Below are 26,122 nucleotides of genomic sequence, written 5' to 3' on the forward strand. Positions count from 1 at the left end.
GGCCGCGGCGCCCATCAAGGCCCGGCGGCACGTCGCACTGTGAAGGGGTCAGGTCCCGGCCGTGCCCGGGACCGCGTCGAGCAGTGCACGGGTGTAGGCGTGCCGCGGGCGCTCGTAGAGGTCCGCGGTCGCACCGTGTTCCACGATGTCGCCGCGGTACAACACCGCGACCTCGTCACTGACATGCCTGACGACGGCGAGGTTGTGCGAGATGAACACCATGGTCAGGCCGAGTTCTCGGCGCAGTCCCGCGATGAGGTTGAGAATCTCCGCCTGGACCGAGACATCGAGCGCCGAGGTGATCTCGTCCGCGATCACCACCTCGGGCCGGAGGATCAGCCCGCGCGCGATCGCGATCCGTTGGCGCTGCCCGCCCGAGCACTCGTGGGGATACTGGTGGATGGTGTCCGCGGGCATTCTGACGGTCTCGAGCCAGTGGACGATCTCGTCCTGGTGCTTCTTCACCTTGGCATGGCGCGGGTCCACCGCTTCGGCGAGCGCCTCGCCGATGGTTCGACGGGGGTTGAGCGAGGAGTAGGGGTCCTGGGGAATCATCTGGACCCTCCGCCGCATCCCCGTGCGGTCCGTGCCGCGGGTGGCGAACACGTCCAGACCGGCGATCCGGACGTTCCCGTTCGTCGGCCGGATCGTACCGGTGAGGGTCTTCGCCAGAGTGGACTTGCCCGATCCCGATTCCCCCACGATGCCGACGGTGTGTCCCCTGGTCACATCCATCGTGATCCCGTGCAGGATCCGCGTCGCTCTCCTTCCCCAGCCGTAGCTCACCTCGAGGTCACGGACCTGGACGGCCGCCGTCTGTGCCGCCGTCCGTGACGCCGTCTGCGCCGCCTTCTGTGCCGGTGTCTGTGCCGCCGTCTGCTCAGCCTCAGCCATGCGAGTGCTCCTTCGCCGCTTCCGGGGTCCACGCCATGCCGGGCAGCGTCTCCACGGGTCTGTCGATGTCGGGTGTGGCCGCCAGGAGCGCCCTGGTGTAGGGATGCCGGGCGGATTCCACGGTGAGGTCCGCCGCGTCGATCTCCTCCACCACCTCGCCGCGGTACATGACGACCACGCGATGGCAGAGTGCCCGTACCACCCCGATGTCGTGCGAGATGAACATGATCGAGGTGCCGAGCCGGTCGTTGACGCGCTCCAGTTCGCGCAGGATCTCCGCCTGGACCGTCACATCCAGGGCCGTGGTCGGCTCGTCGGCGATGATCAGTCGCGGCTCGGTCGCCAGCGCTGTCGCGATCATCGCCCGCTGTCGCATGCCGCCCGAGAGTTCGTGCGGATACTGCTTCATGCGGCGCTCCGGATGCGTCAAGTGCACCGCCTGGAGCGCCTCCACCATGCGGCGCCTCGCCGCCCGCGCACCGATGTGCTTGTGGGTGCGCAGCACCTCGGTGAGCTGGGTCCCGAGCGCCAAGGCCGGGTTGAACGTCGAGCCCGGGTCCTGGTAGACGAGGCTGACCGTCTCGGCCATGAGGCCCGGCGGGACCGGCCAGCGGAGGTCGAGGTCGCCAATGGCCATGCGGGAGGAGCTGAGGGTGAGGCCGTCCGGCAGAAGCCGGGCGAGGGACATCGCGGTCAGGGTCTTGCCCGAACCGCTCTCGCCCACGACACCGACGATCTCACCCGGCCTGATGCCGAACGAGACGCCCTTGACCAGCGGCTTGTCCCCGCTGTGAATCCACAGGTCCTGTACGTCGACGAGATACTCGTCCCTCGGCACCGGGGTGTCCCGCTCGGTGTCCCGGGCACCTCTTCGGCCCGCTGCTCTCCTGGCCGTTCGCGGGTTCGCCGCGGCCGCGAGACCGTCGCCGATCAGGATCGCGGCGAGCCCGGTCACGATGACGAGGGCCGCCGGGCCCACCATCTGGAACGGCCGGCCCGCCAACAGCGATGGCAGCGCCTCGCTCAGCAGCTTTCCCCAGTCGTAGGACGGCGACTGGACGCCGATCCCCACGAACGACAGGGCGGAGAGGGCCGTGAGTGTACTGGCGAACGTCGATGCCGACAGCACCAGCAGGGGCTCGGCCATATTGGGCAGCATGTGCCTGATGGCGATGCGCGGATGGCTCACCCCGAGCAGGCGCGCGGTCCGGACGTACTCCCGCTGGGACACCTTCGCGGCGAGATTCGCGGTCAGGCGGGCGAAGTACGGTATCCCGGCCACGCCGATGGCGATCACCACCGAGGAACCGCCCGCGCCGAGCACCGCCGCGACGACGAGCGCGAGCAGGAGACCGGGGAAGGCGACCATCGCGTCGATGACGCGCAGGCAGACCTCCCGGGCCCGGGGTCCCATGAGCCACACGCCGGTGCCCAGGAGGATGCCGAGGGCGACCGCGATCGCCGTCGCGCCCACGGTCATCACCAGGGTCAGCCGGGTGGCGACCAGGCCGCGGAGCAGCACATCATGACCGGCGGCGTCGGTGCCGAGCGGATGGCCGGACGAGGGCTGGGCGAATCGGCTGCCCAGTGCGTCCGCCTCGCCGGTGAAGAACACCGGTGCCAGTACGGCGATCAGGACGACGATGCCCAGCAGGGCCAGACCGAGGACGAGTCCGGGGTTCCCGTGGTGTCGTCGGCTACGCGGAGACATGTGATCCCCCGAGGGTCCGTTGGTCGATCAGCCCCAGCAGGACGTCGACGAGGAGGTTGACGATGGCCGCGATCATGCCGATGACGATCACCATGCCCTGGATCACCGGGTAGTCGCGGTCGAGAATGGCCTTGATGATGCCGCTGCCGAGACCGGGCAGCGCGAACACGGACTCGATGATGATGGCTCCGCCGATCATCCCGGTCAGGATGAGCCCGCTCAGGGTGAGCGTGGTGGTGAGGAGGTTCGGCAGTGCCCACTTGACGTAGCGCTTGTGGGCGGGCAGCCGCCAGCCGTGCGCGGTGCGCATGTAGTCGTTGTCGAGCACGACCGCCGTTTCGCGGCGGACGACCCGGGAGACGGTGCAGATCGGTCCGATCACGATCGACGCGATGGGCAGCACGAACGACTGGGCGGCGAAGCGGGGGGTGTACGCCGGAGGGTAGAGCGGCACCGCTCCGATGCCGACGGCGAACGTCACGACGAGGAACGACGCCATGATGTAGCCGGGAACGGCGTCGAGGAAACCGGTGACCACCCCGAACGTCGTGTCCAGCCAGGTGCGTCGGCCGCCGCGCGTGAGCACACCGACGATCATTCCCAGCGGAATCGAGACCAGCAGGACGATGACGATTCCCGCCAGCGCGATGGTGGCCGTGAAGGGGAGGCGGTTGAAGATGATCGTCTCCACGGGCTGCCGGTACTTGAACGACGTGCCCAGGTGTCCGGAGAAGACATCCCCCACGTAGTCGACGAACCGCTCCCAGACCGGTCGATCGAGTCGGAGTTCGTGTCTGACGCGTGCGATGTCCGCGGGATCGGCGTTGGCGCCCGCGATGCCCGCCGCCGGGTCGCCGGGGATGAGCTGGACGATCAGGAACGACACGACGAGCAGTGCGAGGAAGATCGTGACCAGGCCGGTGAGCCGTCGGAGGGCGAACCCGAGCCAGGGCGAGGAGGGTTGGCGGAGCCGTCGTGGACCTGTCGTCGGGCGGTCGCCCGCGGAGGCGGGTGGCGGGAGCCCCGGGATCTCCGTGGCGTCGGGAGAAGTCATGGTGTGTGCGGCCTTCCGGCTACTTGTCGATGCGGAGGGTGGCGGGGTCGAGATAGTCGTCGAAGGTGCGGATGCTGTATCCCTTGGCGACGACCGTGGTGGACGGCAGGGTCGACAGCGGGATCGCGTCGACCCGCTTCAGGAACGACTTCTGCGCGGAGTGGAGAGCGGCGCACCGCGCGGTGCGGTCCAGCTTGCTCATGGCCCGGTCGACGGCCGCGTATCCCTCGTCGTTGACCAGGCCCGTCTTGTTGCGGCCGCCCTTTTCGGTCGGCGGGCCCATGACACGCAGGAGGGAGGAGGTGAGCGTGCCCATCATGTTGTTGTCGCCCTGGACGTTGATGTCCCAGTCCTTGCCGCCGGCGGCGGTCACGGTGGCCCAGTTGGCGTTGTCCAGGGAGTCGGCCCTCGCCGTCGCCCCGGCCTTGCGCAGCGCTTCGGCGATGTAGTCGTTGCCGCCGCGGAGCAGGGTCGTGCCCACGATGCGGAAACGGACCCCCTTCAGCTTCTTGGCGGCGGCGGCGCGGTCGGCGGCGACCAGTGCCGACCGGTCGGTGTTGACACAGGGCACCTTGGCTGAGGCGACCGAGCGGATCACGCTGCCCCGTTCGCCGCTGACGATGTCGCTGAAGGTCTGGGCGTCGATGGCCCGCGCCACCGCGGTGCGCAGGTCGGGCCGGTTCGCGAAGACGGTCCCCGGACGCTCGTTGAACAGCAGATAGGTCGTGGTGTTCGACGCGCTGGAGGTGGTGAACCGGGAGTCGCCGTCGAACCGGTTCACGTTCTCGTCGGCGACCACCCCCACGTCCAGGCTGTAGGACACCAGCTTGGTGGCGATCGTCGAGTAGTCGGTGATCGGTGTGAGCTCCAGATGCTTGGCGGGAACCCCCCGCAGCGGCCTGGCGAACCTCGGCCAGGCCGTGTAACCGCTCCGCAGGGTGAGCCCGTACGACACGGCCGGCCGGGCGGAGGTCAAGGTGTACGGGCCGGAGAACGCCCCCTTGACCTTGCCGGTCGCCAACTGCTCGGCATGGTCCAATCCCGCCGGGCACACGATCCCGGCCGAGGGCAGACTCAGCCCGGTGAGGAAGTCCGACCAGGGAGCGGACAGCCTGGCCCGCACCGTGGCCGCTCCATCGTCGGCCGTGAACGTCGCCGTGGCCGACCCCAGCGCCAGGGTCCGGCCCGGGGATCCCGTCTCCGGCGAGGCGAACCGGGTCAGCGACCGCGCCACCGCGGACGGTGTGATCGGGCTCCCGTCGGAGCAGGTCAGCCCTTTGCGGATGGTGAACGTGTAGTGGGCGGCGTCCTCCGCCTCCCACGTCGACGCGATCCCACCCACCAGGCGGTTGCCGGAGTCCTTGCGCACCACCGTGTCGTACAGCAGCCGGGCCACGGTGAAGTCGTCGCCGCCGCCGGCCAACGCCGGATCGAAGGTCGCCGGATCGGTGTTCAACGACATGTTGATCGTGTCCGTCGACCCCCTCAGCGCGGCCTCATCCACTCCGCATCCGGTGGCGCTCAGCCCCCATGCGGCCACCACCGCCAGCACAGCACCCCGACGAAACACGACGCCTCCCACGCAACGGCCGAAAAGGTGCCCGGAGCCTAAGTCGCACACATCCGTCGCTGACCCACCGGGACGCACCACGCAAGAAATTCGGCAAAGGCGCGGCGCTGGTGCACGGTATTTCCGCGCGACCCATCAGTAGGTTTCGGCCGTGTTGCGGTTGCCTGCACGAAAGCACGGCTTTCCATGCCCCGCGGAGCCGCATCAGCCCGGCCGGCGGCGGGCGCGCGCATGGTTCTGGCCGGATCGGCGTCCTCACCGCATGATGCTGTGCATGGCCGACGCGCTGGACTTCCAGATCATCAACGCCCTGCAGATCCATCCCCGGGTCTCATGGGCTCAGCTCGGGAGGATCCTCCGGGTCGACCCCTCGACGATCTCCCGCCGGTGGTCGGCGCTCACCGGCCGGCGGCAGGTGTGGACGAGCTGTTCCGAGGGCGACGCCCCGCACCTCCGCGATCAGATGATCTCCGCCCTGGTCGAGATCAGCTGCGCCCCCGGCCGACGGGAACAGGTGCTCGCCGAACTCGGCCGGCAGGGCCCCGTCTCCAGCGTGCACTGCACTTCCGGCCCGCGGGATCTGTACATCATGATCTCCACCGACAGCCTGCTCTCCATGGACCGGTACATCGACGAGCGGATCGCCGTGATCCCCGGCATCCTCGGCACCCGCACCCACTACCTGCGAAAGATCTTCTTCGAAGGGTCGAGCTGGCGGCTGAAGACACTCTCCAAGGAACAGATCAAGGCGCTGCACGACCTCCGGCCGACCGATCCGCCCAAGCAGCGCAGGCCCGTCCACCGGGCGGTCGTCGCCGCACTCGAGGCGGACACCCGTCGAACCGCCGCGGATATGCAGCGGGAGCTGGGCCGGTCCCTTTCCATGATCTCGCGGGACATCGACGCGGTACTCGCCGCGAGCTGGGTCAGATGGCGGGTGGACTTCGCACATGCCCTCATGGGCTGGTCCGCCGCGGCGGCACTGTGGCTGGATGTCGAGCCCTTGGAACTGGAGCGTGTCGTCGCCTCGCTCCGGCTGCTGAACCATGTGCGGCTGTGTGCCTCCGTGACCGGTGACGCCAATCTCGCGGTGTTCCTCTGGCTGCGCAATCTGCAGGAGCTGGACGAGATCGAGAACCGGCTGACCACGGTGTTCCCCAAGGTGCTGGTCAAGGACCGGTGGATCGTCCCGAGGATCGCGAAGCGAGCCGGCCACGTCCTCGACTTGGACAGTCGGCACCGTCGCTGGGTCCCCCTCGGCCATCACCCGGTGTTCGAGGACTGAGGGGACGGAGGAACCGAGGGGGTGAGGGGACCCGCCTCGGCGGCTGAGGGACCGAGGAGACTCGGGGGACCGCGGTCGCCGCCGTCGCGAACCATGCGTATCCAGGCCCGGATTTCGGTGATCCGTGCCGATGAACCGGCATCCGGACTCAATGCGTGGCACTTCTCATAGCCTCGGCGCCAGGCGGCCCGGACGGGCGCCCGTGCACCGAGAAAAGAGAGGGCGCTCGTGGATTTTGAGCAGCTCGTAGCATTTCGCCGAGAACTGCACCGGAACCCGGAACCCGCATTCCTGGAGATCGGCACCGCGGCCCGGATCGAACAGGCCCTCGAGGGACTGGAGATACGCGTCCGCACGGGGAAAGCCGCTCAGGATCTCTCCGCCGTCGTCAACTTCCCGGCCCCGGAAACCCTGGACGAATGGGCGGCTCGGGCGGCGGATTCGGGTGTCCCGGAAGAGCGGGCCCGGTACTTCCGGGAGAACGGCACCGCGCTGGTCGTCGACATCGCGGGCGCCCGTCCGGGGCCGCGCTGGGGGCTTCGCGTCGACATCGACGCGCTTCCGATGCGCGAATCGACCGATGCCGCTCATTTCCCGGTGGCCAACGGGTTCGCCTCGACGAACGGCGCGATGCACGCGTGCGGCCACGACGCCCACGCCACCATCGGCGTCGGCCTGCTCCACCGCCTGTCGGACCATGACTTCGCGGGCACGCTTCGGATCCTGTTCCAGCCTGCCGAGGAGGGGGTGCGGGGAGCGCAGACGATGATCGACGCCGGGGTGGCCGACGAGATCGACAACATGCTCGCGGTGCACATGGCCGGAGACATGGCCGTTGGCGGGGTCGTGGGGAGTTTCACCGGTGGCATGGCGACCCGCAAGCTGAAGGTCGACTTCGCGGGCAAGGCCGCTCACGCGGCCGGCACACCGGAGGCCGGCCGCAACGCGCTGCTCGCGGCATCGATGTCCGCGCTGGGCATCATGGGGCTCCCGCGCTTCAGCACCGCGGACACGCGGCTCAATGTCGGCACGCTTGTCGCCGGCGACGGGGTGAACATCGTGCCCTCCTCCGCGGTGATGACCTGCGAGGCGCGTGCGACCGACGACGAGGTCGTCGACGAGCTGGTCGACCGGGTCCGATCGATTGTGGAAGGGGCGAGCCTGGCCCAGGGGGTCCGGGCGAACGTCGCGGTGATGGGCCGATCAGCGACCGTCGCACCGGACGACGAACTGATCGACCGCATCGTCCACGTGGCCACCGCCCATGACGAGGTCACCGAGGTCATCCGGACCCGGGCGTTCGCGGGAAGCGATGACGCCAACCTTCTCATCAGGCATGTCCAGCGGCGCGGGGGCAAGGGCGCCTATCTGATGGTCGGGGCGGGCAGCCCGGGGCCTCATCACAGCGAGAACTTCGACATCGCGGAGGAAACGATTCCGACCGCGATCGAGATCCTCGAATCGCTGATCCGCGGGTGATCCGCCGCCCGCCGCGTCCGCCTCGTCGTCGACGAGTACGCGGAGTACTACGGCGCCTTGCTCACCAGCGCGGCCAGTTCGGGGTCGCCTTCGTACCGTCGCCGGTGCAGATCGGCGATCTTCGCGCCCATCTGCGGGTCGTCATCGTCGGTGATGTCGTACGAGTCGTACTTCTCGACCATGGGCATACCGATCCGGTCGGTGTGCGCGTGCGCCGGATGCGTCAGATACTCCCAGTAGCCGTCGAGGTCCTCGATGACGAACACGGCGCCACAGTCGAAATCGCCTCCGAAATCGCGGCCGGCGACAAACGACTTCACCGCCGGGATGACCCGGCCCTGGTTGCGCATGCTCTCCAGCGCCTCCTCGATCTGCTCCTGCGTCACGCCCGCCTTGGCCTTCAGACGGATGCCGTGGTAGATCATCGTGCTCCCCTTCATACCGACTATGAACCGACTATGAACTGGCCTGGTGTCTCGTCGCATCAGCATGAGTTGCCTATCTGACGGCGACGGCGACGGTGACCGCGCATAGGCACACACCCGCCGGCGAAGGTGCGATGACCGCTCCGCTGATCACCGGTGCCGGGCCCACGTCACGGCGCGATCGGGCGGTGGCGTCAGGCGGTCAGGGCGGCGAGGGTGGCCTCCAGGTCGGCTGTCCTGGGCCGGTTGTGGGGAAGTTTGGCGAGCACCTTGGCCATGCCGCAGGTGTTGGTCAGGGCGGAAAGGACCAGGCCGCCGGCCACGCCCGCGGACAGCCAGCGCGCCGCGCCCCAGCTCTGTCCGGCGATCAGGCCGGCCAGGATGAGGCATCCGGCGGTGAGCCGGACCTGGCGGTCCATGGCCCACGGGGTGCGGGTGTCGGCGGGGTGCTGGGTTTCGTGGCCGAGCTGTGTCCAAGCGGTGGTGCCCCCGGTGAGAGTGGCGGCGGTGATGCCGTGATCGGCCAGGCGCCGGCAGGCGGTCGCGGAGCGGGCGCCGGAGGCGCACACGATGAGGAGACCGCCGCGACCGGCAGCTGTCTTCAGGGCGGGCAGAGCGGTATCGAGGTGGTCGAGGGGGACGTTGTGGGCGCCGGGTATGTGGCCGGAGGCGTATTCGCCGGGGGTGCGCACGTCGATGACGGTCAGTTCGTGCAGGCGGGCGCCGGCCTGGTCGGCGGTGAGGGCGGTGAGGGCGGTGGATGCCACGGGGGATTTTCCTTTGCTCGGTTAAGGTTGCCCCTTCGGTAAGATACCCAAGGGGGTATCGCGAAGGAGTGTGGGTTGTGGAACTGGCGATGGCGGCTGAGGAAATGAAGACGGTGGTCAACCGGCTGCGCCGGGCCCAGGGTCAGATCGCTGGTGTGATCAAGATGATCGAGGAGGGGAGGGACTGCGAGGACGTGGTCACGCAGCTCGCGGCGGCGTCCCGGGCTTTGGACAAGGCGGGTTTCGCGATCATCGCCACCGGTCTGCAGCATTGCCTGACCGATGAGGACATGGCCGCTTCCGGTGACCGGGAACAGATGCGTGCCCGGCTGGAGAAGCTGTTCCTTTCGCTGGCCTGAGCCGGTCTCCGGCCTGAGCCGTGGTGCCGCGGCATCGAATCGCCGCCCGACTCGTCAGGTAAGGGCGTCGATCAGCATGAAGGCGGCCACAGCCAGCAGCACGACGGCGAAGGCGCGCCGCAGGAGCGTGCCGGTCACCTGGAGGGCCAAGCGTTTGCCGTCCCAGGCGCCCAGGATCGCCGCCCCGGTGAAGGGGCCGATCACCGCCCAGTCGAGGCCGGAGGTGGTGTCACCCCGGGTGGTCAGGGAAGCGAGCGAGTTCGCCGAGATGACCAGCAGGCTGGTGCCGACGGCGGCCCGCATCTCGAATGCCAACACGGTGACCAGGGCCGGGACCGCGAGGAACCCTCCGCCGACGCCGAGCAGTCCGGTCAGGGCGCCCAGTCCCGCGCCGGTGCCGGCTGCCTTGACGGGCCTTACCTCGCTGACTGCTGAGTCGGTGGCGGCATGGCCGGTGGCGGCGTTGCCGGGGCGCAGCATCCTGACGGCGGCGAGTGCGGCGACGGCCGCGAACGCGGCGGTCAGCACGGGCTGCGGCAGGCGGGATGCGGCGGCTCCGGCCGCGGCGGCGGGGAGGAGTCCGGCCGCGGCGAAGAGGGCGCCGGCCTTCCAGCGCACATTGCCTGTGCGGGCGTGGGCGTACAGGGCGGTGAGCGAGGTGGCGGTGACGATGATCAGGCTGGCGGTGGTGGCGGCGGCCGGAGTGAAGCCGAGCAGGTAGATCAGTGCGGGTACCGCCAGGACACTGCCGCCGCCGCCGAGTGCGCCGAGCGCGAGTCCGACCACGGCCCCGGCGATCAGGGCCAGGATCAGCGCGCTCACGCTATGACACCGCGGCCGCCCCGATCGCCGGTGACCGGCAGGCCCGCACGTGCCCATGCGGTCATGCCGCCGTTGACGTCGGTGGCCTCGACGCCGCGTTCGGCCAGCAATCTGGCGGCCTGCTGGGAGCGGTGGCCGGAGCGGCAGATCGTGACCACGGGGTTGCCCCGCACGGCTTCCGGGAGCGCTGCCCCGGCTGTCAGGCGGGAGAGCGGCAGGTGCAGTGCGCTGGGCGCGTGCCCGGCGTTCCATTCCGGTGTTTCGCGGACGTCCAGCAGGACGGCCTGGCCGGCCCTGGTCCGCCGATGGGCCTGCTCGGCGGTGAGGCGGCCCGGGCCGCGGCGAAGAAGCGAGAACATATCTGATCACTTTCGTGTGGGTGGCGTGGAAGGGCGCGTCAGTCGGTGCCGTCGGGGCGGGTGAGGGTCAGTCCTGCCGGGATGGCGGCGTCGAAGCCGTCGTCGACAGCGACTACGTCGCGGCCGGCGGCGTCGAGCAGGGAGGCGGCGATCGCCGCGCGCATCCCGCCGGCGCAGTGCACCCACACCACCCCGTCCGGCACCTCGCCGATACGGCCGCGCAACTCATGGACCGGGATGTGGACCGAGCCGTCGATACGGCCGCCCGCGCGTTCGGAGTCCCGGCGCACATCCAGGACGACCACGTCGTCGCCGCGCTTGACGACATCGGCGAGATCGGCGAAGCGGGCGCGGTGGAGGGTGGCGAGCCGCTCGCCGGCGCGGACCCAGCCGGCCGGGTCGCCGGTGGCGGCGGCGGCCGGGCGGTCGATGCCCACCCGCGTGAGCTCCCGCTGCGCGTCGGTGATCTGCTCCGCGGTGTTGGCGAGCAGGGTGACGGGCTTGCCCCACGGGATCAGCCAGGCCAGATAGGTGGCCAGCTTGCCGGTGCCCTCGAAGTTGAACGATCCGGCCACATGCCCCTCGGCGAAGGCCACGCGGCTGCGCAGGTCCACCACCCACTCACCCGCGGCCAGCCGGGAGGCGATCTCCTCGGCGTCCGCATGCCCCGGCGGGGTGAGGTCGACCGGTGCGGGGCCCGCGGCGTTGGCCGGCCCCATGTGCGCGTAGTACGCGGGCACGTCGTCGAGCCCGGCGAGCATCCGGGTGACGAAGGTGTCCACGTCCATGGTCAGTGCGTCGTTGGTCCTGCGCTCCTCGCCGATCGTGGTCGCGTCGCTCTCGGCCGGTGCGGAGGAGCAGAAGCTGCCGAATCCATGGGTGGGCAGCACCGGCACCTCGTCGTCCAGCTCATCGGCCAGCCGGTGGACGGAGGCGTGCTGGGCGCGGGCCAGCTGCTCGGTCAGCCTTGGTTCGACCAGATCCGGGCGGCCCACCGTGCCGATCAGCAGCGATCCGCCGGTGAACGCCGCCACACCGTGCCCGTCCTCGGTCAGGGCGTAGGAGGTGTGGTGCGGGGTGTGCCCGGGAGTGGCCATCGCGCGCAGCGCCAGCCCCTCGTCCACCGCCACGGTGTCGCCGTCGGCGACCGGGGTGCCGGCGAACGACACATGGGCCCCGGCCGGCAACAGGTAGTGGGCGCCGGTGACGCGGGCCAGCTCCAGGCCGCCGCTGACGTAGTCGTTGTGCAAGTGCGTCTCCGCCACGAAAGCGATGCGCACCCCGCGGCGGGTGGCCGCGGCGATGACCTGGTCGATGTCGCGCGGCGGGTCGATGACCACCGCGGCATGGGGCCCGCCGGCCAGGTAGCTGCGGTTGCCCAGGCCGTCGAATTCCAGGGTGTCCACAAAGAACACGGTTCACTGCTCCCTTCGTACCCCCGGGGGTATCTGGCGCTCACCCTAACAGGTATACCCAGGGGGGTATTACGTGAACGGAAGGAGCCCCCGCGGGCGGCGGGGTGCATGCCGAAGAGGCCGTCGATGACGGTGGGCGGGGCGGAAACGGACGTCTACTCGGACCGGTCGTGGACGGGCAGGTCGGGGTGGTCCTTGAGCTGCCGTCGTGAAGTGAGGCCGAGCTTGCGGAAGATGTTGCGCAGGTGGGCATCGACGGTGCGCTTGCTGATGAAGAGCTGGTTGGCCACCTCGTTGGAGGTGGCGCCGGACGCGACGAGGCGGGCGACGGCGACTTCCTGCATGGTGAGCTTCTCGTAGGGCCGCGAGGAACGGGGGCGGACCTTTTCGCCGGTGGCGCGCAGCTCAATGGCGGCCCGTTGGGCGAAGCCCTCGCTTCCGGCTTTGGACAGCAGCTCGTGGGCGGTGTGCAGGTGCTGTCGGCAGTCGCGGCGGCGGCGTTCACGGCGCAGCCATTGTCCGTACAGCAGGTGCGCCCGGCCCAGGTAGGGAACCAGGCGGCCTTCGGCGAGGAGCTCGATGGCCTCCAGGAAGTGGTGCTCGACGCCGGTCACGAGCCCTCGTGAGTAAGCGGCGATTCCTCGGCCGACGGTGGTTCCGCCGGCCTGGGTGCGCTCGGTCAGCGACGTCAGCGCCTCCGTCGCGGCAGCGTGGTCGTCGCAGGCGACGGCCGCCTCGATGAGTTCGGGCAGGACTGATCCGGTGAGGAAGATGTCGTCGTGCTCGGTGGCTCTGCGGGCCGCGGCCAGTGCGGCCGGGTAATCGGCGAGTCCGTTGTTCAACGTGGCCGCCGTCGCGTGCAGGTTGGTCACCTGCCCCGCGCTCCGCGGAGCGTTCTCGGCCTGCTGGGCCACTTCCCGGAATTCCTCGCGCCGGCCACGCTGCGCCGCCAGATGGAGCCGGTGGTGGGCGAGAGGAGGAACGCCGGCGGCGTCCGCGATGGCGGCCTCCTCGGCAGTGGCGGCGATCGCCTGTCCGATGTCGCCGATCATGACGGCGCCGATGGCCGTCTGTGCCAGGCCGAGCCGGAGCAGCAGCGGGGAACCCGACTCGCGGCCGTCCTTCACCAGCCAATCGGCGATGGTGGTGTGAGTCTCCGGATCCCACAGCTCGATTGCGATCATGGACGCGAGGGCCGGCCGTCGTACCCACAATGGCTTGTTCTCGCCGTGCAGAGTCCGGTGAAGGAGCGGAGCGGCGGTCGGGTAACCGTTGGTGACCAGCTCGATCAGCGCGTCCAGCAGGTCGGGGGAGTGGGATGCCGGGGCCGCGGATTGAGCCGCGGCCACCGCCTTGTGGATGACGCCGCTGCCACGGCCGACTACCAGGCTCATCTCGACGGCATCCAGGAACGAGTCGCGTGCCTGCTCCGGACGCAGAGCGGACAGCCGTTGGGCGGCGCGTGTCATGAGTGTCGGGCCGATGTCGTCGCGTTGCCGGGTGAACGCCGTCCGGCCCCGTAACAGATCGACCCGGGCGCGCCGGTAGTCATCCAGCGTGGCCGTCTCCAGAGTCGCGAGCAGTTCCTCCACCACGTCCGTCGTCCCGGCGTCGAAGTGGGCCTCCGCTGCCGCCAGAGTCCGTTCGATCCGGCGCTCGGGGTCCAGTGACAGCGCCACCGAGCGTTCGAGAAACGCCGCCTCCGCGGCCACGCCCCCACGTGCCCGCGCCCGTGAGGCGCACCGCTCCAATTCGGCGGCGATGTCCTCATCGGGGCCGGCGCCGGCTTGAGCGCGGTGCCAGGCCCGCCGGTCCGGCGCCACCGTCGGGTCGGTGGCTTCGGCCAGCGCGCCGTGAGCTGTGCGGCGCTCATCGCCCGAGGCGGCTCGGTACACCGCTGATCGCGCGAGTGGGTGGCAGAAACGGATACGGAGGCCGAATTCGGCCAGCCCGGTCGCGGCCGCCTCCGCGCAGGTCGGGGTCAGGTCGAGGCCGAGGTGGTGTGCGGCCGTCCAGAGCAGGCCGGGATCGCCGGTCGGGTCGGCGGCCGCGACGGTGAGCAGAAGCCGGGCTTCCGCGGTCAGGCCGGTCAGCCTGGTGTGGAAACCATGCTCGATCCGGGTCGGTACGGAGGACACGTCGGGCGGTACGAAGCCCCCGGCCCGTGGCAGTTCGAGCAGCGCCAGCGGACTGCCTTGGGCCTCCGCGATCAGCCGGTCACGCACCTGGTCGTCCAGCGGGAGCGGGCTGCGCGTCGTCAGCAGAATCTTGGCGTCCTCGTCGTTCAGGCCGCGGATGACCAGTCCCGGCAGCTCATCGAACTCGTTCGCCCCGTGCCCCGACCGGGCCGCGAACAGCATCGCGATGGGATCGGTCGTGACCCGGCGGACGAGGAAGAGCATGACCTGCAACGACGCACTGTCCAGCCATTGCGCGTCATCGATCAGGCACAGCAGGGGCCGGTCCTGCGCCGCGGCCGTCAGTAACCCCAAGGCCGCCAGGCCGATCTGGAACGAGTCGGGCGTCCCCTCGGCCAGACCGAAGGCTACCCGCAACGCATCGTGATGCCGGCGCGGCAGATCGGCCAGGTGCCGCAGCAGCGGCACGCACAGCTGATGCAATCCGGAGTACGGCAGATGTCGCTCGAATTCCGAGCCGGTGGCGCGAATGGTCCGGAATGCCGGCGTCGCATGCGCCGCATACGTCAGCAGCGCGCTTTTGCCGATGCCCGCTTCGCCTCTGAGGGCCAGCGCGCCACCCCGGCCCGAGACTGCCCTGCCGGTCAACTCGTCAATGTGGCGCTTCTCGTCGAGCCTGCCGATGAAAAGACCAGGTCGAGATGACAATGGCAACATGCCGAAGACTGTAGTTGATCGGCAAACGATGGGCGTGGCATGCCTGATGCGAGGCGCCTGTCATGACGACGGGCATGCGGTAGCCGCATCGTGATGCGGTGCGAGCCACTCTCCCGGTGTGTCCGGTCCGTGAGCGGCCGGACGGGTGAGATCTGCGTGACCGGCCGAATCGAGGATGTGATCGTCGTCGACTGGACCAGCCACTATCCGCAGGACGTCGAGTACACCGCCGAGCACTCCCATCCGGCGGTACGCGGCGGCTGTGTGGCCGCGTTCGGCATCGAGGAGGACGGCCGGGAACGGCTCGTGATCGTCGCCGAGTTGGACCACGCGTTCGACGGCGACACCGACGCGGTGGCTGCCGCGGTCCGCGGCGCCGTCTCCGAGGAACACTGGATCGACGTGCACGAGGTCGTCTTCATCGCCGTACGCACGGTCCCGAAGACCTCGAGCGGGAAGATCCGTCGCGGTGAGTCGCGCGGCCGCTACCTCGACGGCACACTCGACGTGCGGTACGCACCCGCCGAGCCTGGGAGGGCAACTGCCACTGGCGCACGCCGTGGAGCGTTCGTGAGGCTTACAAGGCCGCCCGGGACGCGGTGGCTGCCCGAGTGGGTTCCGGGGGGCTGTCCAGGGACGTGCGGAACGTCTCTCGGACCCGGGTGAGGGCCATCAAGCCGACCGCGCAGCCGATGATGACGTAGACCGACACGCTGTAGACCGATCCGGTACCCGCGTACAGGGAAGCGGCGATGGCTCCCGCCGGGGCACCGAATATCACCGAGGACATCTGGTAGCTCATCGAGGCACCGCTGTAGCGCACTTCGGTGGGGAAGAGTTCGGCGAGGTAGCTGGACTGCACCGCGAAAGTGGCCGCGTGGCAGATGCTCCAGCCGAGCGTCACCGCGACGACGACACCGATCAGCGACCCGGTTGATGAAGGCGCCACCGATGAGGAAGGCCACCCGCCAACCGCCTCGCTCGAAGCCATCGCGCCCCACGGCGAGCAGTGTCAGTTGCAGTACCGCGTTGGAGAGGAAGAATCCGATCGGGTTGCCCAGTTGGGGAAACAATCCGTAGAGGCCGCGTTTCCCCGGGGGCGCGTGTTCGACGGCCAGCAACGTCGCCCCGCCCCACTCCCCGCCGAGTCCGAAGCCCTGGCACAGGCGGAGGAAGGTGAGGAGGACGGGTGCTGCGAGGCCGATGGAGCCGTAGGTGGGCAGGGCGGCGATTCCCAGCGTCGCACCGCCCATGAGTACGAGGGTCGCGGTCAGGCTGGTCTTCCGGCCCAGCTTGTCACCGTAGTGACCGAACACCGCCGCGCCCACGGGGCGAGCCACATAGGCCACGCCGCATTTCAGAGGGACAGCCTTCGGGGCGGCACGCGGAGGCGGTGCGTTCGATCGCCCGGATGCTGCTCGCCGAGCGTCTGGAGGAGCTGGCGACGAACGCGCAGGCCTGTCTGGACCGCCAGGAACGGGCGTACGCGGACATGCCCGTGGAGCCCGCTGTGAAGCTGGCCGGTATGCGACGGACCCTCGAACTCGCCTTGACCCGGCTTTCCGGGGACGCTGTCCCGCCGGACGTCGCCCGAGCCACCTCAGATGTGGGGCGCCAACGCGCTGAGCAGGGCTTTCCCCTTCCGGCGCTGGTGCATTCCTTCCAGCTGGACTTCCGGGTGCTGTGGGAGGCGTTCGTCGAGGAGGGCCGGAAACGGGGGCTCGCCGGCGATCCGGGGTTCCTCGACGGTCTGCTGCTGGTCTGGGAGGCGACGGACACCAACAGCGTCGAGGTCGTCGACGCCTACCACCGCGCGGAACGCGATCTCACCAGCCATCGCCTCCAGGTCCGCAGCCGCGCCTTCGAACGCCTGGTGCTGGAGGGCGAGCGGGACACCGCCGTCGCGGCCGATGCCTCGGCCAAGCTCGGCATTCCGGCCGATGCCCCCCTGGTGGTCCTCGTGGCCGAGGGAGCCCCCACCAGCGACCGATCCCTCGCCGACTGTCACCAGGCGCTGCGGCGTTCCAACCTCCCCTGTCACTTCGGTTACCTCGGCGACGAGCTGCTCGGGGTGATCAACCGGGGCCGTCGCTCCAGCGAGGACGTCCACGAGCACCTCACCCCACTGGGGGCCTGGAGGTGCGGCACCGTCGACGTCGACGGCCTGGCGAGTACGCCTCGCGGCGTACGGCTGGCTCGTGCGGCGATCCGAAGCGATGCCGTCCCCGGGCTGCGCCCCATCCGGCACCACTGGATCGGCGCGATCATGTCGGGGGACGAGGAGCTCACCGGTGTCATGGCCCGCGATGTGCTCGCTCCGCTGATGGCGGCGCGTGATCACGAAAGCCTGATCGAGACACTGCGGCACTACCTCGCGTTCGGCTCCGTCACGGAAGTCGCCGACCGTACGTACCGGCACCGCAATACGGTGCGCAACCGGCTCCAAGCCGTCGAGCACGCGACGGGGCTGAGCCTGGCGGTGCCCGCGGACGCGGCCCTGCTGGCCATGGCCACGGAGTGGCTCAAGACCACCACGGGGCAGAACTATCTGCGGCAGCGGGGCGCCTTGGGCTGAAGGCATCGGCGGCGGAGTCGGCGCTGTGCCCGGATCTTCTGCTGACCACCGGGCCGCTTCCTCGATTGTTGGTTAGGGTGTCCGCGGGGCGGTTACGGTCGCTCGAGGGTGGGTCGGACACGACGGGGGGCTCGCGTTGGATCGCCTGGCCGGAGCGGATCTGGAAGTCGGCCCAGCCCGCCGCGAGGCGCCCGCGGTGCTGCCCCGGCCGCTGCGCGCGTGGCTCGGGCCGATCGCGGCCCTCGCCGCGCTGGTGGTCGGCGTGCTCGGGGTCCGGTACGCCGGACACAGCGAGTCCGGCGGGGTGGACAGGTGGATCATCCAGCCGACGGCGGACAGCGTGCGGCCGCCCTGGAGGCGCGTCGCGCTGGCCATGGACTTCTTGGGGGAACCCGCCGGAGCGGCGATGCTGATCGTGGTCGCTGTGACGGGCTGCCTGCTGCTTCGGCGTCCTCGCGCGGCGGTGCTCGTCGTTGCCGGCTCCGCCATGACCGTGGGGACGGCGACGCTGCTCAAGCATCTGGTGGGACGCACCATCCACGGCGACGGCAACCTGTCCTATCCGAGCGGGCACACCGCCTTCTTCACCGCACTCGCCCTCGTCGGGGCGCTGCTCGCGACCGGCCGGTTCGGCCTCGGCAGGACGGTCGGCACATCACTCGTGCTCGCCGCGGCGCTCGTGGCCGGCGCCGCGATGGGCTGGGCGCAGGTCGCCCTGGGCGCGCACTATCCGACCGACGTCCTCGGCGGCTGGTGCACCGCGCTGGCGGTGATTCCGGCGACCGCGTGGCTGGTCGACCGGATGGCCGACGGCCCTCGGCCAGGGCGTCGCTGACGTCACGTCACGTCAATCGCGTCACGTCAATCACGTCACGTCAATCACGTCACGCCAAGCGGCGGAATACGGGCTTCACTGGTCGTCCGGCCAGCCAGGGGGTGGGGTCAGCGGCGTCCAGCGCCTTCCGGTACTCCGCACACGCCTGCGCCACCACGTCCACGGTGTGCTCGATGTCGGCGTCGCTGAGCGCGCTGCTCACCACGAAGGACGGGGCCAGCACCCCGCCCGCGAGGAGCCGGCGCAGGAACAGGGTGCGGTACCGCTGCGACGGCTGCCCGTTCTCGTCGAGGGTGGCGAAGACCAGGTTGCTGGCCCGGCCCCGGACGACGATGTGGTCACCGACGCCCGTACTCGCCGCGGCGCCGCGGACACCGGCGGCCAATCGCTCGCCGAGGGCGTGCAGCCGCGCGGTGACGCCCTCTTCGGCGTAGATGGTCTGCACGGCCATCGCGGCGGCCAGCGAGTGCGTTTCCGCGCCGTGTGTGGTGGACAGCAGGAACACCCGGTCGCCGGAGTGCCGCAAGCCCCCCAGCTCCATCAGATCGCGGCGCCCGGCCAGCGCGGAGACGGCGAATCCGTTGCCCAGCGCCTTGCCGAACGTGGAGAGGTCGGGGACGACGCCGTACAGGCCCTGGGCGCCCGCCTCGGACCAGCGGAAGCCGGTGATCATCTCATCGAAGACCAGTACGCAGCCGTACCGGTCGGCCAGCTCGCGCAGGCCCTCGAGGTACCCGGGCGGCGGCTCGGTGTGGGTGGCGGGTTCCAGGATCAGACAGGCGACCTCGTCCCGGTACCGGGTGAGCAACTCCTCCGTGGCGGCCAGGTCCCCGTAGGGGAACGCCACGGTGAGCTCGTTGGTCGCCGCCGGAACACCGGCGGACATCGGCGTGGTGCCGATGAACCAGTCGTCGACGGAGAAGAACGGATGGTCGGCGCAGATGGCCACCCGCGGGCGCCCGGTGGCGGCGCGGGCGAGGCGCACCGCGGCGGTGGTGGCGTCGGAGCCGTTCTTCGCGAACTTCACCATCTCGGCGGTCTCCACCGTGGCCAGGAAGCGTTCCGCGGCTTCGACTTCCACGATGGACGGCCGGACGAAGTTGCCGCCGCGGTCGAGTTCCCGCCGCACCGCCTCGTTCACCCGTGGGTGGGCGTGGCCGAGGCTGACCGACCGCAGGCCGGAGCCGTACTCGACATAGCGGTTGCCGTCGATGTCCCATACGTGGGCACCGTGGCCGTGGCTGATGACCGGGGCCAGGTTCTCGGGGTACTGGTCGTCGCCCTTGGCGTAGGTGTGCGCGCCCCCGGGGATCATGGCGTGCAGCCGCTCGTTCGCCAGCCGCGACCGGGGCAGGAGGAACTCTTCGGTGGCCAAGCAGACTTCACCCTTCCTTGTGCTTCAGGACCTCGGCGAGGCTCGGCGCCTCCCGGTCCCGCTGGGACATCGATGGTTCCGGCAGTGGCCAGGGAATGGCGAGCTCCGGGTCGTCGTAGGCGATCGTCACATCCTCGGCCGGATCGTGCGGGCGGTCGATCCGGTACGAGGTGTCGGCGGTTTCGGTCAGCGCCTGGAAGCCGTGCGCGCACCCCGCCGGGATGTACAGGGTCGCCTGCGTCTCGCCGGACAGTTCGAAGAAGGCCCGGCCCAGGTACGTCGGCGAGTCCGGCCGCAGGTCCACGACGACGTCGAAGATCCTCCCGTACGAGCACCGCACCAGCTTGGCCTCACCGGCGCCGGAGCGCAGATGCAGGCCGCGCAGCACGCCCCGGACCGAGCGGGACACGCTGTCCTGGACGAAGGCGTGCGGGTCGAGGCCCACCGAGCGGACCACATCGGCGTCGAAGGTGCGGCAGAAGAAGCCGCGCTCGTCGGCGTACGGCGTCGGCTCGAACAGGAACGCGCCGGCGATCTCCGGGACTTCGGTCGCTTTCACGGTGCCTCCCGAAGGGCGTGGGCCTGGGTGGACGCGGGGAACACGGCCGCGGTCAGGGCGGTGAACTGGTGCTCCAGGTCCCGGGCCGCGGCCTGGTTCCGCTCGGTGAGCGTCTGCCGCAGCTCGGCGGAGTGCTTCTCCAACGCCCGGAACTGAGCGATGAGTTGGTCGGCGTCGACCTCGCGGGCCGGGTGGCAGTACGCGCCGAGGCCCATCCGGGCCATGAGCGCGTCGCTCTTCGTCGCGTAGCTGAGGGCGAGCACAGGTGTGCCGGTCTTCAGTGCGCAGATCAGATTGTGGTAGCGGACCGCCACGACGGTGTCGGCCGCGGCCATTTCCTTCATCAGGTCGTCCAGTGAGGCCGGTTCGGCGGCGGTGACCAGCGGCGAGTCCACCGCGTCGAGGATCGCGGCGACCACCGTCGCGTCGCAGGTGTCGCCGGTGAGCAGCCGGACCGGCCTGCCGTCCTCGACGAGTGCCCGCACGAACCGGATCGTCCCGTCCAGGTAGCGCCGGTATATCTCGTCGGCACGGGCGCGGTCGTCGTTGCCGCCGTGGAAGTCCATGACGCCGACGCAGACCGGGCCCGGCGACCGCGCGGGCCCGCTCGGCGGCGGTGCCGGCAGGGAGAACGCGAGATCCGGGTAGACCTCGTCGCGCGCGGTGTCCACACCCATCGCCCGCATCGCGTCGCGGGACTGGGCGTCCCGGTACGACCGGTACGCGGCCAGCCGCGCCGACCAGCGCACCAGGGCCCGGGTCGGCCGGTTGCCGATCTCGGCGGCGCCGACGCTGACCAGCGCGACCCGGGTGCGCAGCAGCCGGCCGCTCGCGCAGAGCAGGAACAGCGAGTACGGGAAGCCCCAGGGCCGCAGCGGCAGCGTGGCCTCCAGGACGCCCATGCCCGGCACGATCACCACGTCGTGCCGGCGCACCCAGGCGGCGGTGCGGAACACATCGACGAGTTTGCCCAGGCCCTTCCCCGCGATCGCGCCCGCACGGGACGCGGTCCGGTACTCCCCGCGGTACCAGTGCAGCCGCGTCGCGGGGATCCCGAACCGGGCCGTCACGGCCTCGGGTCCGCCGCACAGCGCGTCCACGACCGCCTCCGGGTGCTCGGCGCGGAGGTACCCGAGGACGGCCTCGAGCGACCCGTCGTTGCCGAGGTTGCCGGAGCCGAGCAGGCCGAACACCCCCACACGTGTCGCCGTCCTCATGCCCGCCTCCCTTCACGCCCGGCGACGAGGGCGTCGACGGAGACGGTGAGCAGGGCCGGGTCGACCGGGGCGCGGTCCTCGACCCGCTCACCGGCGCCCGGCCGGACCCGGCTGGTCATCCACGCGGCCAGGTGGCGGTAGCACGCGCGCCGGTCGGCCGCGGACAACGGGGCCCGCCGGATCGCCGAGGCGAAGCCCCAGACGTACTCGGCGAGCAGCCGGGGCGTCGGATGCAGCGGGCCCGCCCGGCGCGGGTCCAGGTTGACGCACCGGGAGCGCTTGGAGGGGTTCGCCCGCTCGGCGCGGGTGGGGTGGTCGCGGCGGAAGTACAGCAGCTCCGGCACCTGGTGGAAGCGCCCGTGCAGGGCGATCTCGGCGACGAACGTGCGGTCCGCGTGGTGGTAGCTGTCCATCGGCTTCACCCGGCGCAGCGCGTCGGCCCGGATCACCCCGTAGAAGTCGTCACCGCCGGGCTCGAACAGCATGCTGCGGAAGCGCTCCGCCGGATGCGGTGAGCCGGTGGCGAGCGTGTACTCGTACGGGACCTTCACCTGGCCGTCGCCGTCGATGACCGCCTGGTCGGCGTGTGCGAGGATCACGTCCGGCCGCTCGTCCAGCGCCTGGACGCAGGCCCGCAGCAGATCGCGGGCGTAGAGGTCGTCGTGCGAGGCCCACTTGAACAGCTCGCCGCGGCACTCGGCGAACACCCGGTTGTGGTTCGGCGTGGCGCCGATGTTCCGGGGCAGCCGGAGGTACCGGATGCGCGCGTCCCGCGCGGCGTACTCGCGGCAGATGTCCTCGGTCCCGTCGGCCGAGGCGTTGTCGGAGATGACCAGCTCGAAGTCCTCGTAGGTCTGGCCGAGCAGGGCGTCGAGCGACTCGGCCAGGTACTCCTCGCCGTTGTAGACGGGCAGGCCGATGCTCAGCCTGGGTTGCGCGGTCATGAAGTCCTCACTTCGGGAAGGGAGTTGAGGTGGTGCTCGCGCAGGGCGGACCGCAGTTGCAGCCACCACACGGCCGAGCCGCTGACGGTCGCGGCGGCGACGCCCCAGGCCGAGCCGGCCGTGCCGGCGACGGCCGCCCCGCCGAGCCCGCCGCCGACATAGCAGGCGGAGGCGAACAGCTGGCAGCGCAGGCTGCGCCGGGCCGCGCCGAGCGCGCGCAGCCCGGCCGCCGCGCCGGTGCCGAGGCCCGCTCCCGCGACGCTGAGGGTGATCTGCGCGATGAGCCCCGAGGAGGAGTGCCAGACGCCGCCGAGCACGGACTCGCCGAGCCGGTCCGGCATCAGCAGCAGCGCCGAGCCCCAGAGCAGCGCTCCGGTGGCCTGCCCGCCGCCGAGGAGGAGGCAGAACCTGCCCAGTTGACGCGGGGCCTGCCGCAGCACCCGTGCCGCCTCCGGGACGGTGACCAGCGAGAGGCCCATCAGCACGGCGAGGAACGGGCCGAGCAGGAGCTCGGCGCCGCGCACCGCGCCCACCGCGCCGACCCCGACGATCGCGCCGAGCCCGTACGCCCGCAGCTGGCTCGCGCCGCTGAGACAGGTGTTCTCGACCAGGTACCGGTAGCCGAGATCGCGCTGCTCGCGAAGCCACCCGCGCGCCTCGGTCACCCGGGGCCGGATGCCGGACTGGAGGTAGCCGTACGCCCCCGCCACCGTGGCGGACGCGCCCCAGGCGAGCAGATACGCGGCCACGCTGCCCACGCGGGCCGCCACGATCATGGCCGGAACGAGCGCGACGCCCCACACGACATCGTTGAGACACGCCTTCCGCCCGGCGCCGGCGGCGAAGAACGAGAACCGCCAGGCGTCCTGCAGCAGCAGCCCCGGCAGCATGACGCCGAGGCAGGCGAACGCGGGCCCCACACGGCCGCCGAGGGCCGGCCCGGCCACCAGACACCCCGCGCCGATGGCCGTACCCACGCCGAGCGCGGTACCCGTCGACCGGGCCACCGCCGCGCGCCAGGACGTGTCCGACACGCCGCTGAAGCGCACCACGAGCGGGTCGGTGGCCAGCCCGCGGGAGATGTTGAGCACCACGCCGTAGGTCACCCAGGCCAGGCTGAACACGCCGAACGCGGTCACCCCCAGCGAGCGGGCCACATAGATGCCCACCACGAAGTTGGACATGCTGGAGGCCGCCTGGTCGGCCAGTCCCCAGGACAGCCGGCCGACGAGGGCCCGCTTGGCGGATCCGGCCGGTGGCGCCGCTGTCCGCGGATTCTCCCCCTCGGTGGGCATCGGCGTCATGCCTTGATCAGCCCGGCGCCGCGCAGGGCGCCGGCCGCGTCGGCGACGGTGTCGAACGGCAGCCCGGACCGCTCGGCGACGTCCAGCAGACTGTGCTCGCCGTCGGAGAGGTTGAGCACCCAGAGCATGGCCATCTGGGCCTGCTTCGCGTCGCTGCGCCCGCCGAGCGAGTCGTACAACCCACGCCGTCCCAGCTGTGGTTCGCCGTAGGGGCTGAGGTTGCGGCAGCGCCGGTTGCGGTCGAGGACGGCGAACGCCTCGCGGCAGACGGCGAGCGTATCCGCCATCGCCTCCGGGGAGACGAAATCCAGGTTGTCCGCCGAGGTGTGGTACTCGGGGTAGCCCGCGTACGGGGTCCGGGTGAGCGAGCCGACGCCGAGATCGAACCCGGGCGAGCAGAACTGCCGCTCGTCGTAGCCGTACGGGGTGAACTCGGTGACGCGGTGCGGGCGTTCGGAGGCGGCCAGCACATGTCGCAGCACCCGGTCGATCTCCGCGTCGCCGCGCCTGCTCCGCTTGTACGTGAGGTGGCCCCGATCACCGGCGCAGGCCAGCACGAGGCCGTGCTTGACCCGGTCGATCCGCTCCGCGTTGCGGGCCAACCAGGTGATCGCCCCGATGGTGCCGGGCGCGTAGATGAACCGGTAGGTGTAGTACGGCGTTTCCTCGGCCAGCGCCCGCGCCAGGAACGTCGCCACGGCGATGCCGGCCAGGTTGTCGTTGGCCAGCGACGGGTGGCAGACATGGCAGGAGACGATCACCTCGTCGGCCACCTGCCCGGGGACGATGTGCTCGGCGTAGGTGAGGTGGCCATCGGTGAGTGTGGAGTCGATACGCACCTCGTACTCGCCGTCCGGCAGCGCGTCCAAGGTGTCCTGGGCCAGGCAGAACCCCCACTCCGGCTTGTAGTAGCTGGTGCGGTACGGCACCCAGGACGGGTGGTCCGGCAGGGTGTGCAGATGCCGGCGCAGCTCGGAGAGGTGCATGGTCGCCGACACCGGCACGCTGTAGCCGAGCACGTGGAGGCTGGACACGGCGAAGTCGACGACCCGGTGGCCGGTTGTGTCGGCGATGTACGCGTCCCGGATGTTCCACTCCTGCGGCACCGTCCAGTCGAGCACCTGGGTCCCGGTCGGCACCTCGTGCACCCGCAGCGGGACGTACTCGCCGACGATCTCCAGGGTGGCGCGCACCCCGTCGCCGGTGATGCTCCGGCACAGCGGGTACAGCCGCTCCACCAGTGCGTGCATCTCTTCGCCGACCGTGGTCGTGGGCTGTTCGCGGGCCATGGTCACCGGCGCCACCGCAGGGTGTCGTCGACGGTGCCGGCGCCGGACGCCGCGCGCAGCACGGCGAGGCGGGTGAAGCGCTGCTCGAAGTCCTCCCGGGTCAGCCCGTGTTGCCGGTAGGCGTCGGCGAGTTCGAGCGCGCCCTGCTTCACCGTCCACTCGCAGTCGAAGCCGGGCACCGCGGCGCGGAACCGGGAGAAGTCCACCCGGTACGACCGCGGATCGGCACCGGTCTCCCCGGTGATCACCACCTTCGCACCGGACACCGCCTCGGCGACCTGTCCGGCGATCTCGGCGACCGTGACGTTGTTGGCCTCGCTGCCGATGTTGAACGCCCGGTCGTGCACCGCATCCCGCGGCGCGGTCAGCGCGGCCGTGAAGGCCTGTGCGATGTCGGCGGCGTGCACCAGCGGGCGCCAAGGGGTGCCGTCGGAGAGCACCAGCACCTCGCCGGACAGGAGCGCGTGGCCCACCAGGTTGTTCAGCACGATGTCGGCGCGCAGCCGGGGCGAGTAGCCGAAGGCGGTGGCGTTGCGCATGAACACCGGGCTGAAGTCGCCGTCGGCCAGCGCGTGCAGATCGTCCTCCACCCGCACCTTGGACTCCGCGTACGGCGTCACCGGGTGCAGCGGGGCGTCCTCGGTCACCAGGCCGTCGCCACCGGCGGCGCCGTAGACCGAGCAGGTCGACGCGTACAGGAAGCGCCGCACTCCGGCGTCGCGGGCCAGCCGGGCAAGGCGTATGGACGCGTGGTGGTTGATGTCGTAGGTGAGCTCCGGCGCCAGCGATCCCAGCGGGTCGTTGGAGAGCGCGGCCAGGTGGATCACGGCATCGACCCCGGCCACGTGTTCGGCCGTGACGTCGCGCAGGTCCACCCGATGCCCTGTCGGGTCCGCGGGCGCCGGGCCGAGGACGCAGTCGGCGAACAGGCCGGCGTCGAGGCCGACGACCTGGTGCCCGGCGGCCACGAGGACCGGGGCCATCACGGTGCCCAGATAGCCCTGGTGTCCGGTCAGCAGTACGCGCAAG

24 protein-coding genes and 1 pseudogene are annotated in these 26,122 nt (G+C 70.7%); 6 read left to right on the forward strand and 19 right to left on the reverse strand.

Features of this window, described 5'->3' with window-relative positions; genetic code table 11:
• Window positions 1–48: 48 nt before the first annotated feature.
• From JK364_RS10320 to JK364_RS10335, 4 genes are read right to left on the reverse strand one after another with little or no spacing between them, the layout of a single operon-like run.
• A complete protein-coding gene (locus JK364_RS10320; protein ID WP_201849899.1) occupies window positions 49–894 on the reverse strand; it encodes an ATP-binding cassette domain-containing protein in 846 nt (281 codons plus the stop codon).
• Entirely contained in the window at window positions 887–2,605 is a 1,719-nt protein-coding gene (locus JK364_RS10325) for a dipeptide/oligopeptide/nickel ABC transporter permease/ATP-binding protein (protein WP_201849901.1), read from the reverse strand. The genes JK364_RS10320 and JK364_RS10325 overlap by 8 nt, the downstream gene beginning before the upstream one ends.
• Window positions 2,592–3,659: an ABC transporter permease gene (locus JK364_RS10330; protein ID WP_201849903.1), complete on the reverse strand. Its 1,068-nt coding sequence runs from the start codon at window positions 3,657–3,659 to the stop codon at window positions 2,592–2,594. The genes JK364_RS10325 and JK364_RS10330 overlap by 14 nt, the downstream gene beginning before the upstream one ends.
• Window positions 3,660–3,678: 19 nt before the next feature.
• Entirely contained in the window at window positions 3,679–5,229 is a 1,551-nt protein-coding gene (locus tag JK364_RS10335) for an ABC transporter substrate-binding protein (RefSeq protein WP_201849905.1), read from the reverse strand.
• A gap of 274 nt (window positions 5,230–5,503) precedes the next feature.
• Here JK364_RS10335 and JK364_RS10340 point away from each other — a divergent pair, with 274 nt between their 5' ends.
• Window positions 5,504–6,514, forward strand: a complete 1,011-nt coding sequence (locus JK364_RS10340) for an Lrp/AsnC family transcriptional regulator (protein WP_201849907.1) — start codon at window positions 5,504–5,506, stop codon at window positions 6,512–6,514.
• A 228-nt stretch (window positions 6,515–6,742) separates the two neighbouring features.
• Complete coding sequence (locus tag JK364_RS10345; RefSeq protein WP_201849909.1) at window positions 6,743–7,993, forward strand: amidohydrolase; 1,251 nt, start codon at window positions 6,743–6,745, stop codon at window positions 7,991–7,993.
• A gap of 47 nt (window positions 7,994–8,040) precedes the next feature.
• On the opposite strand, the gene JK364_RS10350 is transcribed toward JK364_RS10345, so the two are convergent.
• Complete coding sequence (locus JK364_RS10350) at window positions 8,041–8,433, reverse strand: Dabb family protein (protein ID WP_230991748.1); 393 nt, start codon at window positions 8,431–8,433, stop codon at window positions 8,041–8,043.
• Between the two features lie 179 nt (window positions 8,434–8,612).
• On the reverse strand, window positions 8,613–9,185 hold the full coding sequence (locus JK364_RS10355) for a rhodanese-like domain-containing protein (protein ID WP_201849911.1): 573 nt from the start codon (window positions 9,183–9,185) through the stop codon (window positions 8,613–8,615).
• A 77-nt stretch (window positions 9,186–9,262) separates the two neighbouring features.
• On the opposite strand from JK364_RS10355, the gene JK364_RS10360 reads away from it, so the two are divergent.
• A complete protein-coding gene (locus JK364_RS10360; RefSeq protein ID WP_201849913.1) occupies window positions 9,263–9,544 on the forward strand; it encodes a metal-sensitive transcriptional regulator in 282 nt (93 codons plus the stop codon).
• Window positions 9,545–9,598: 54 nt separating this feature from the next.
• Here JK364_RS10360 and JK364_RS10365 read toward each other — a convergent pair whose 3' ends face one another.
• The 4 genes from JK364_RS10365 to JK364_RS10380 all read right to left on the reverse strand — a co-directional run bounded on the left by JK364_RS10365 (window position 9,599) and on the right by JK364_RS10380 (window position 14,926).
• On the reverse strand, window positions 9,599–10,366 hold the full coding sequence (locus tag JK364_RS10365; RefSeq protein ID WP_201849915.1) for a sulfite exporter TauE/SafE family protein: 768 nt from the start codon (window positions 10,364–10,366) through the stop codon (window positions 9,599–9,601).
• Window positions 10,363–10,725, reverse strand: coding sequence for a rhodanese-like domain-containing protein (locus JK364_RS10370; protein WP_201849917.1), 363 nt, complete (start codon window positions 10,723–10,725; stop codon window positions 10,363–10,365). The genes JK364_RS10365 and JK364_RS10370 overlap by 4 nt, the downstream gene beginning before the upstream one ends.
• A gap of 38 nt (window positions 10,726–10,763) precedes the next feature.
• Entirely contained in the window at window positions 10,764–12,140 is a 1,377-nt protein-coding gene (locus tag JK364_RS10375; RefSeq protein ID WP_201849919.1) for an MBL fold metallo-hydrolase, read from the reverse strand.
• Between the two features lie 155 nt (window positions 12,141–12,295).
• Window positions 12,296–14,926, reverse strand: coding sequence for an AAA family ATPase (locus JK364_RS10380; RefSeq protein ID WP_372461937.1), 2,631 nt, complete (start codon window positions 14,924–14,926; stop codon window positions 12,296–12,298).
• A gap of 225 nt (window positions 14,927–15,151) precedes the next feature.
• On the opposite strand from JK364_RS10380, the gene JK364_RS57510 reads away from it, so the two are divergent.
• Window positions 15,152–15,661 carry an acyl-CoA synthetase family protein gene (locus JK364_RS57510; RefSeq protein WP_307841250.1) on the forward strand — a complete coding sequence of 170 codons (510 nt, stop codon included), beginning with the start codon at window positions 15,152–15,154 and terminating at the stop codon, window positions 15,659–15,661.
• Here the strand turns inward: JK364_RS57510 and JK364_RS58015 are convergent.
• Both JK364_RS58015 and JK364_RS57515 read right to left on the reverse strand, forming a co-directional pair.
• The gene (locus JK364_RS58015; RefSeq protein ID WP_372461938.1) at window positions 15,573–15,986 is read right to left on the reverse strand and encodes an MFS transporter; all 414 of its coding nucleotides are present in this window, start codon (window positions 15,984–15,986) and stop codon (window positions 15,573–15,575) included. The two genes, JK364_RS57510 and JK364_RS58015, sit on opposite strands and share 89 nt — an antisense overlap.
• Window positions 15,946–16,344, reverse strand: a pseudogene (locus tag JK364_RS57515) (MFS transporter); the annotation flags it as partial. The pseudogene JK364_RS57515 and the gene JK364_RS58015, both read right to left, overlap by 41 nt.
• Before the next feature lie 44 nt (window positions 16,345–16,388).
• Here JK364_RS57515 and JK364_RS10390 point away from each other — a divergent pair.
• Both JK364_RS10390 and JK364_RS10395 read left to right on the forward strand, forming a co-directional pair.
• On the forward strand, window positions 16,389–17,570 hold the full coding sequence (locus JK364_RS10390; protein WP_201849923.1) for a PucR family transcriptional regulator: 1,182 nt from the start codon (window positions 16,389–16,391) through the stop codon (window positions 17,568–17,570).
• Between the two features lie 136 nt (window positions 17,571–17,706).
• A complete protein-coding gene (locus JK364_RS10395; RefSeq protein WP_230991750.1) occupies window positions 17,707–18,405 on the forward strand; it encodes a phosphatase PAP2 family protein in 699 nt (232 codons plus the stop codon).
• A 49-nt stretch (window positions 18,406–18,454) separates the two neighbouring features.
• On the opposite strand, the gene JK364_RS10400 is transcribed toward JK364_RS10395, so the two are convergent.
• From JK364_RS10400 to JK364_RS10430, 7 genes are read right to left on the reverse strand one after another with little or no spacing between them, the layout of a single operon-like run.
• Complete coding sequence (locus JK364_RS10400; RefSeq protein ID WP_201849925.1) at window positions 18,455–19,780, reverse strand: glutamate-1-semialdehyde 2,1-aminomutase; 1,326 nt, start codon at window positions 19,778–19,780, stop codon at window positions 18,455–18,457.
• Window positions 19,781–19,787: 7 nt separating this feature from the next.
• The gene (gene rfbC / locus JK364_RS10405) at window positions 19,788–20,339 is read right to left on the reverse strand and encodes a dTDP-4-dehydrorhamnose 3,5-epimerase (RefSeq protein ID WP_201849927.1); all 552 of its coding nucleotides are present in this window, start codon (window positions 20,337–20,339) and stop codon (window positions 19,788–19,790) included.
• A complete protein-coding gene (locus JK364_RS10410; protein WP_201849929.1) occupies window positions 20,336–21,556 on the reverse strand; it encodes a polysaccharide pyruvyl transferase family protein in 1,221 nt (406 codons plus the stop codon). The genes rfbC and JK364_RS10410 overlap by 4 nt, the downstream gene beginning before the upstream one ends.
• Window positions 21,553–22,500, reverse strand: coding sequence for a glycosyltransferase family 2 protein (locus JK364_RS10415; RefSeq protein ID WP_201849932.1), 948 nt, complete (start codon window positions 22,498–22,500; stop codon window positions 21,553–21,555). Before JK364_RS10415 ends, JK364_RS10410 begins: the two co-directional genes overlap by 4 nt.
• Window positions 22,497–23,804 carry an MATE family efflux transporter gene (locus JK364_RS10420; RefSeq protein WP_201849934.1) on the reverse strand — a complete coding sequence of 436 codons (1,308 nt, stop codon included), beginning with the start codon at window positions 23,802–23,804 and terminating at the stop codon, window positions 22,497–22,499. Before JK364_RS10420 ends, JK364_RS10415 begins: the two co-directional genes overlap by 4 nt.
• On the reverse strand, window positions 23,801–25,093 hold the full coding sequence (locus JK364_RS10425) for a DUF4910 domain-containing protein (RefSeq protein ID WP_201850686.1): 1,293 nt from the start codon (window positions 25,091–25,093) through the stop codon (window positions 23,801–23,803). The genes JK364_RS10420 and JK364_RS10425 overlap by 4 nt, the downstream gene beginning before the upstream one ends.
• A gap of 2 nt (window positions 25,094–25,095) precedes the next feature.
• Window positions 25,096–26,121, reverse strand: a complete 1,026-nt coding sequence (locus JK364_RS10430) for an NAD-dependent epimerase/dehydratase family protein (protein ID WP_201849935.1) — start codon at window positions 26,119–26,121, stop codon at window positions 25,096–25,098.
• Window position 26,122 lies beyond the last annotated feature (1 nt).

The sequence above is a fragment of the Streptomyces endocoffeicus genome (assembly GCF_016741935.1).
GTDB lineage: Bacteria > Actinomycetota > Actinomycetes > Streptomycetales > Streptomycetaceae > Streptomyces > Streptomyces endocoffeicus.

Coding starts and splice junctions, on each gene's coding strand:
- JK364_RS10320 (WP_201849899.1), bottom strand. CDS start 894: ATGGCTGAGGCTGAGCAGACGGCGGCACAGACACCGGCACAGAAGGCG.
- JK364_RS10325 (WP_201849901.1), bottom strand. CDS start 2,605: ATGTCTCCGCGTAGCCGACGACACCACGGGAACCCCGGACTCGTCCTC.
- JK364_RS10330 (WP_201849903.1), bottom strand. CDS start 3,659: ATGACTTCTCCCGACGCCACGGAGATCCCGGGGCTCCCGCCACCCGCC.
- JK364_RS10340 (WP_201849907.1), top strand. CDS start 5,504: ATGGCCGACGCGCTGGACTTCCAGATCATCAACGCCCTGCAGATCCAT.
- JK364_RS10350 (WP_230991748.1), bottom strand. CDS start 8,433: ATGAAGGGGAGCACGATGATCTACCACGGCATCCGTCTGAAGGCCAAG.
- JK364_RS10370 (WP_201849917.1), bottom strand. CDS start 10,725: ATGTTCTCGCTTCTTCGCCGCGGCCCGGGCCGCCTCACCGCCGAGCAG.
- JK364_RS58015 (WP_372461938.1), bottom strand. CDS start 15,986: ATGGCTTCGAGCGAGGCGGTTGGCGGGTGGCCTTCCTCATCGGTGGCG.
- JK364_RS10410 (WP_201849929.1), bottom strand. CDS start 21,556: ATGAGGACGGCGACACGTGTGGGGGTGTTCGGCCTGCTCGGCTCCGGC.
- JK364_RS10415 (WP_201849932.1), bottom strand. CDS start 22,500: ATGACCGCGCAACCCAGGCTGAGCATCGGCCTGCCCGTCTACAACGGC.
- JK364_RS10420 (WP_201849934.1), bottom strand. CDS start 23,804: ATGACGCCGATGCCCACCGAGGGGGAGAATCCGCGGACAGCGGCGCCA.
- JK364_RS10425 (WP_201850686.1), bottom strand. CDS start 25,093: ATGGCCCGCGAACAGCCCACGACCACGGTCGGCGAAGAGATGCACGCA.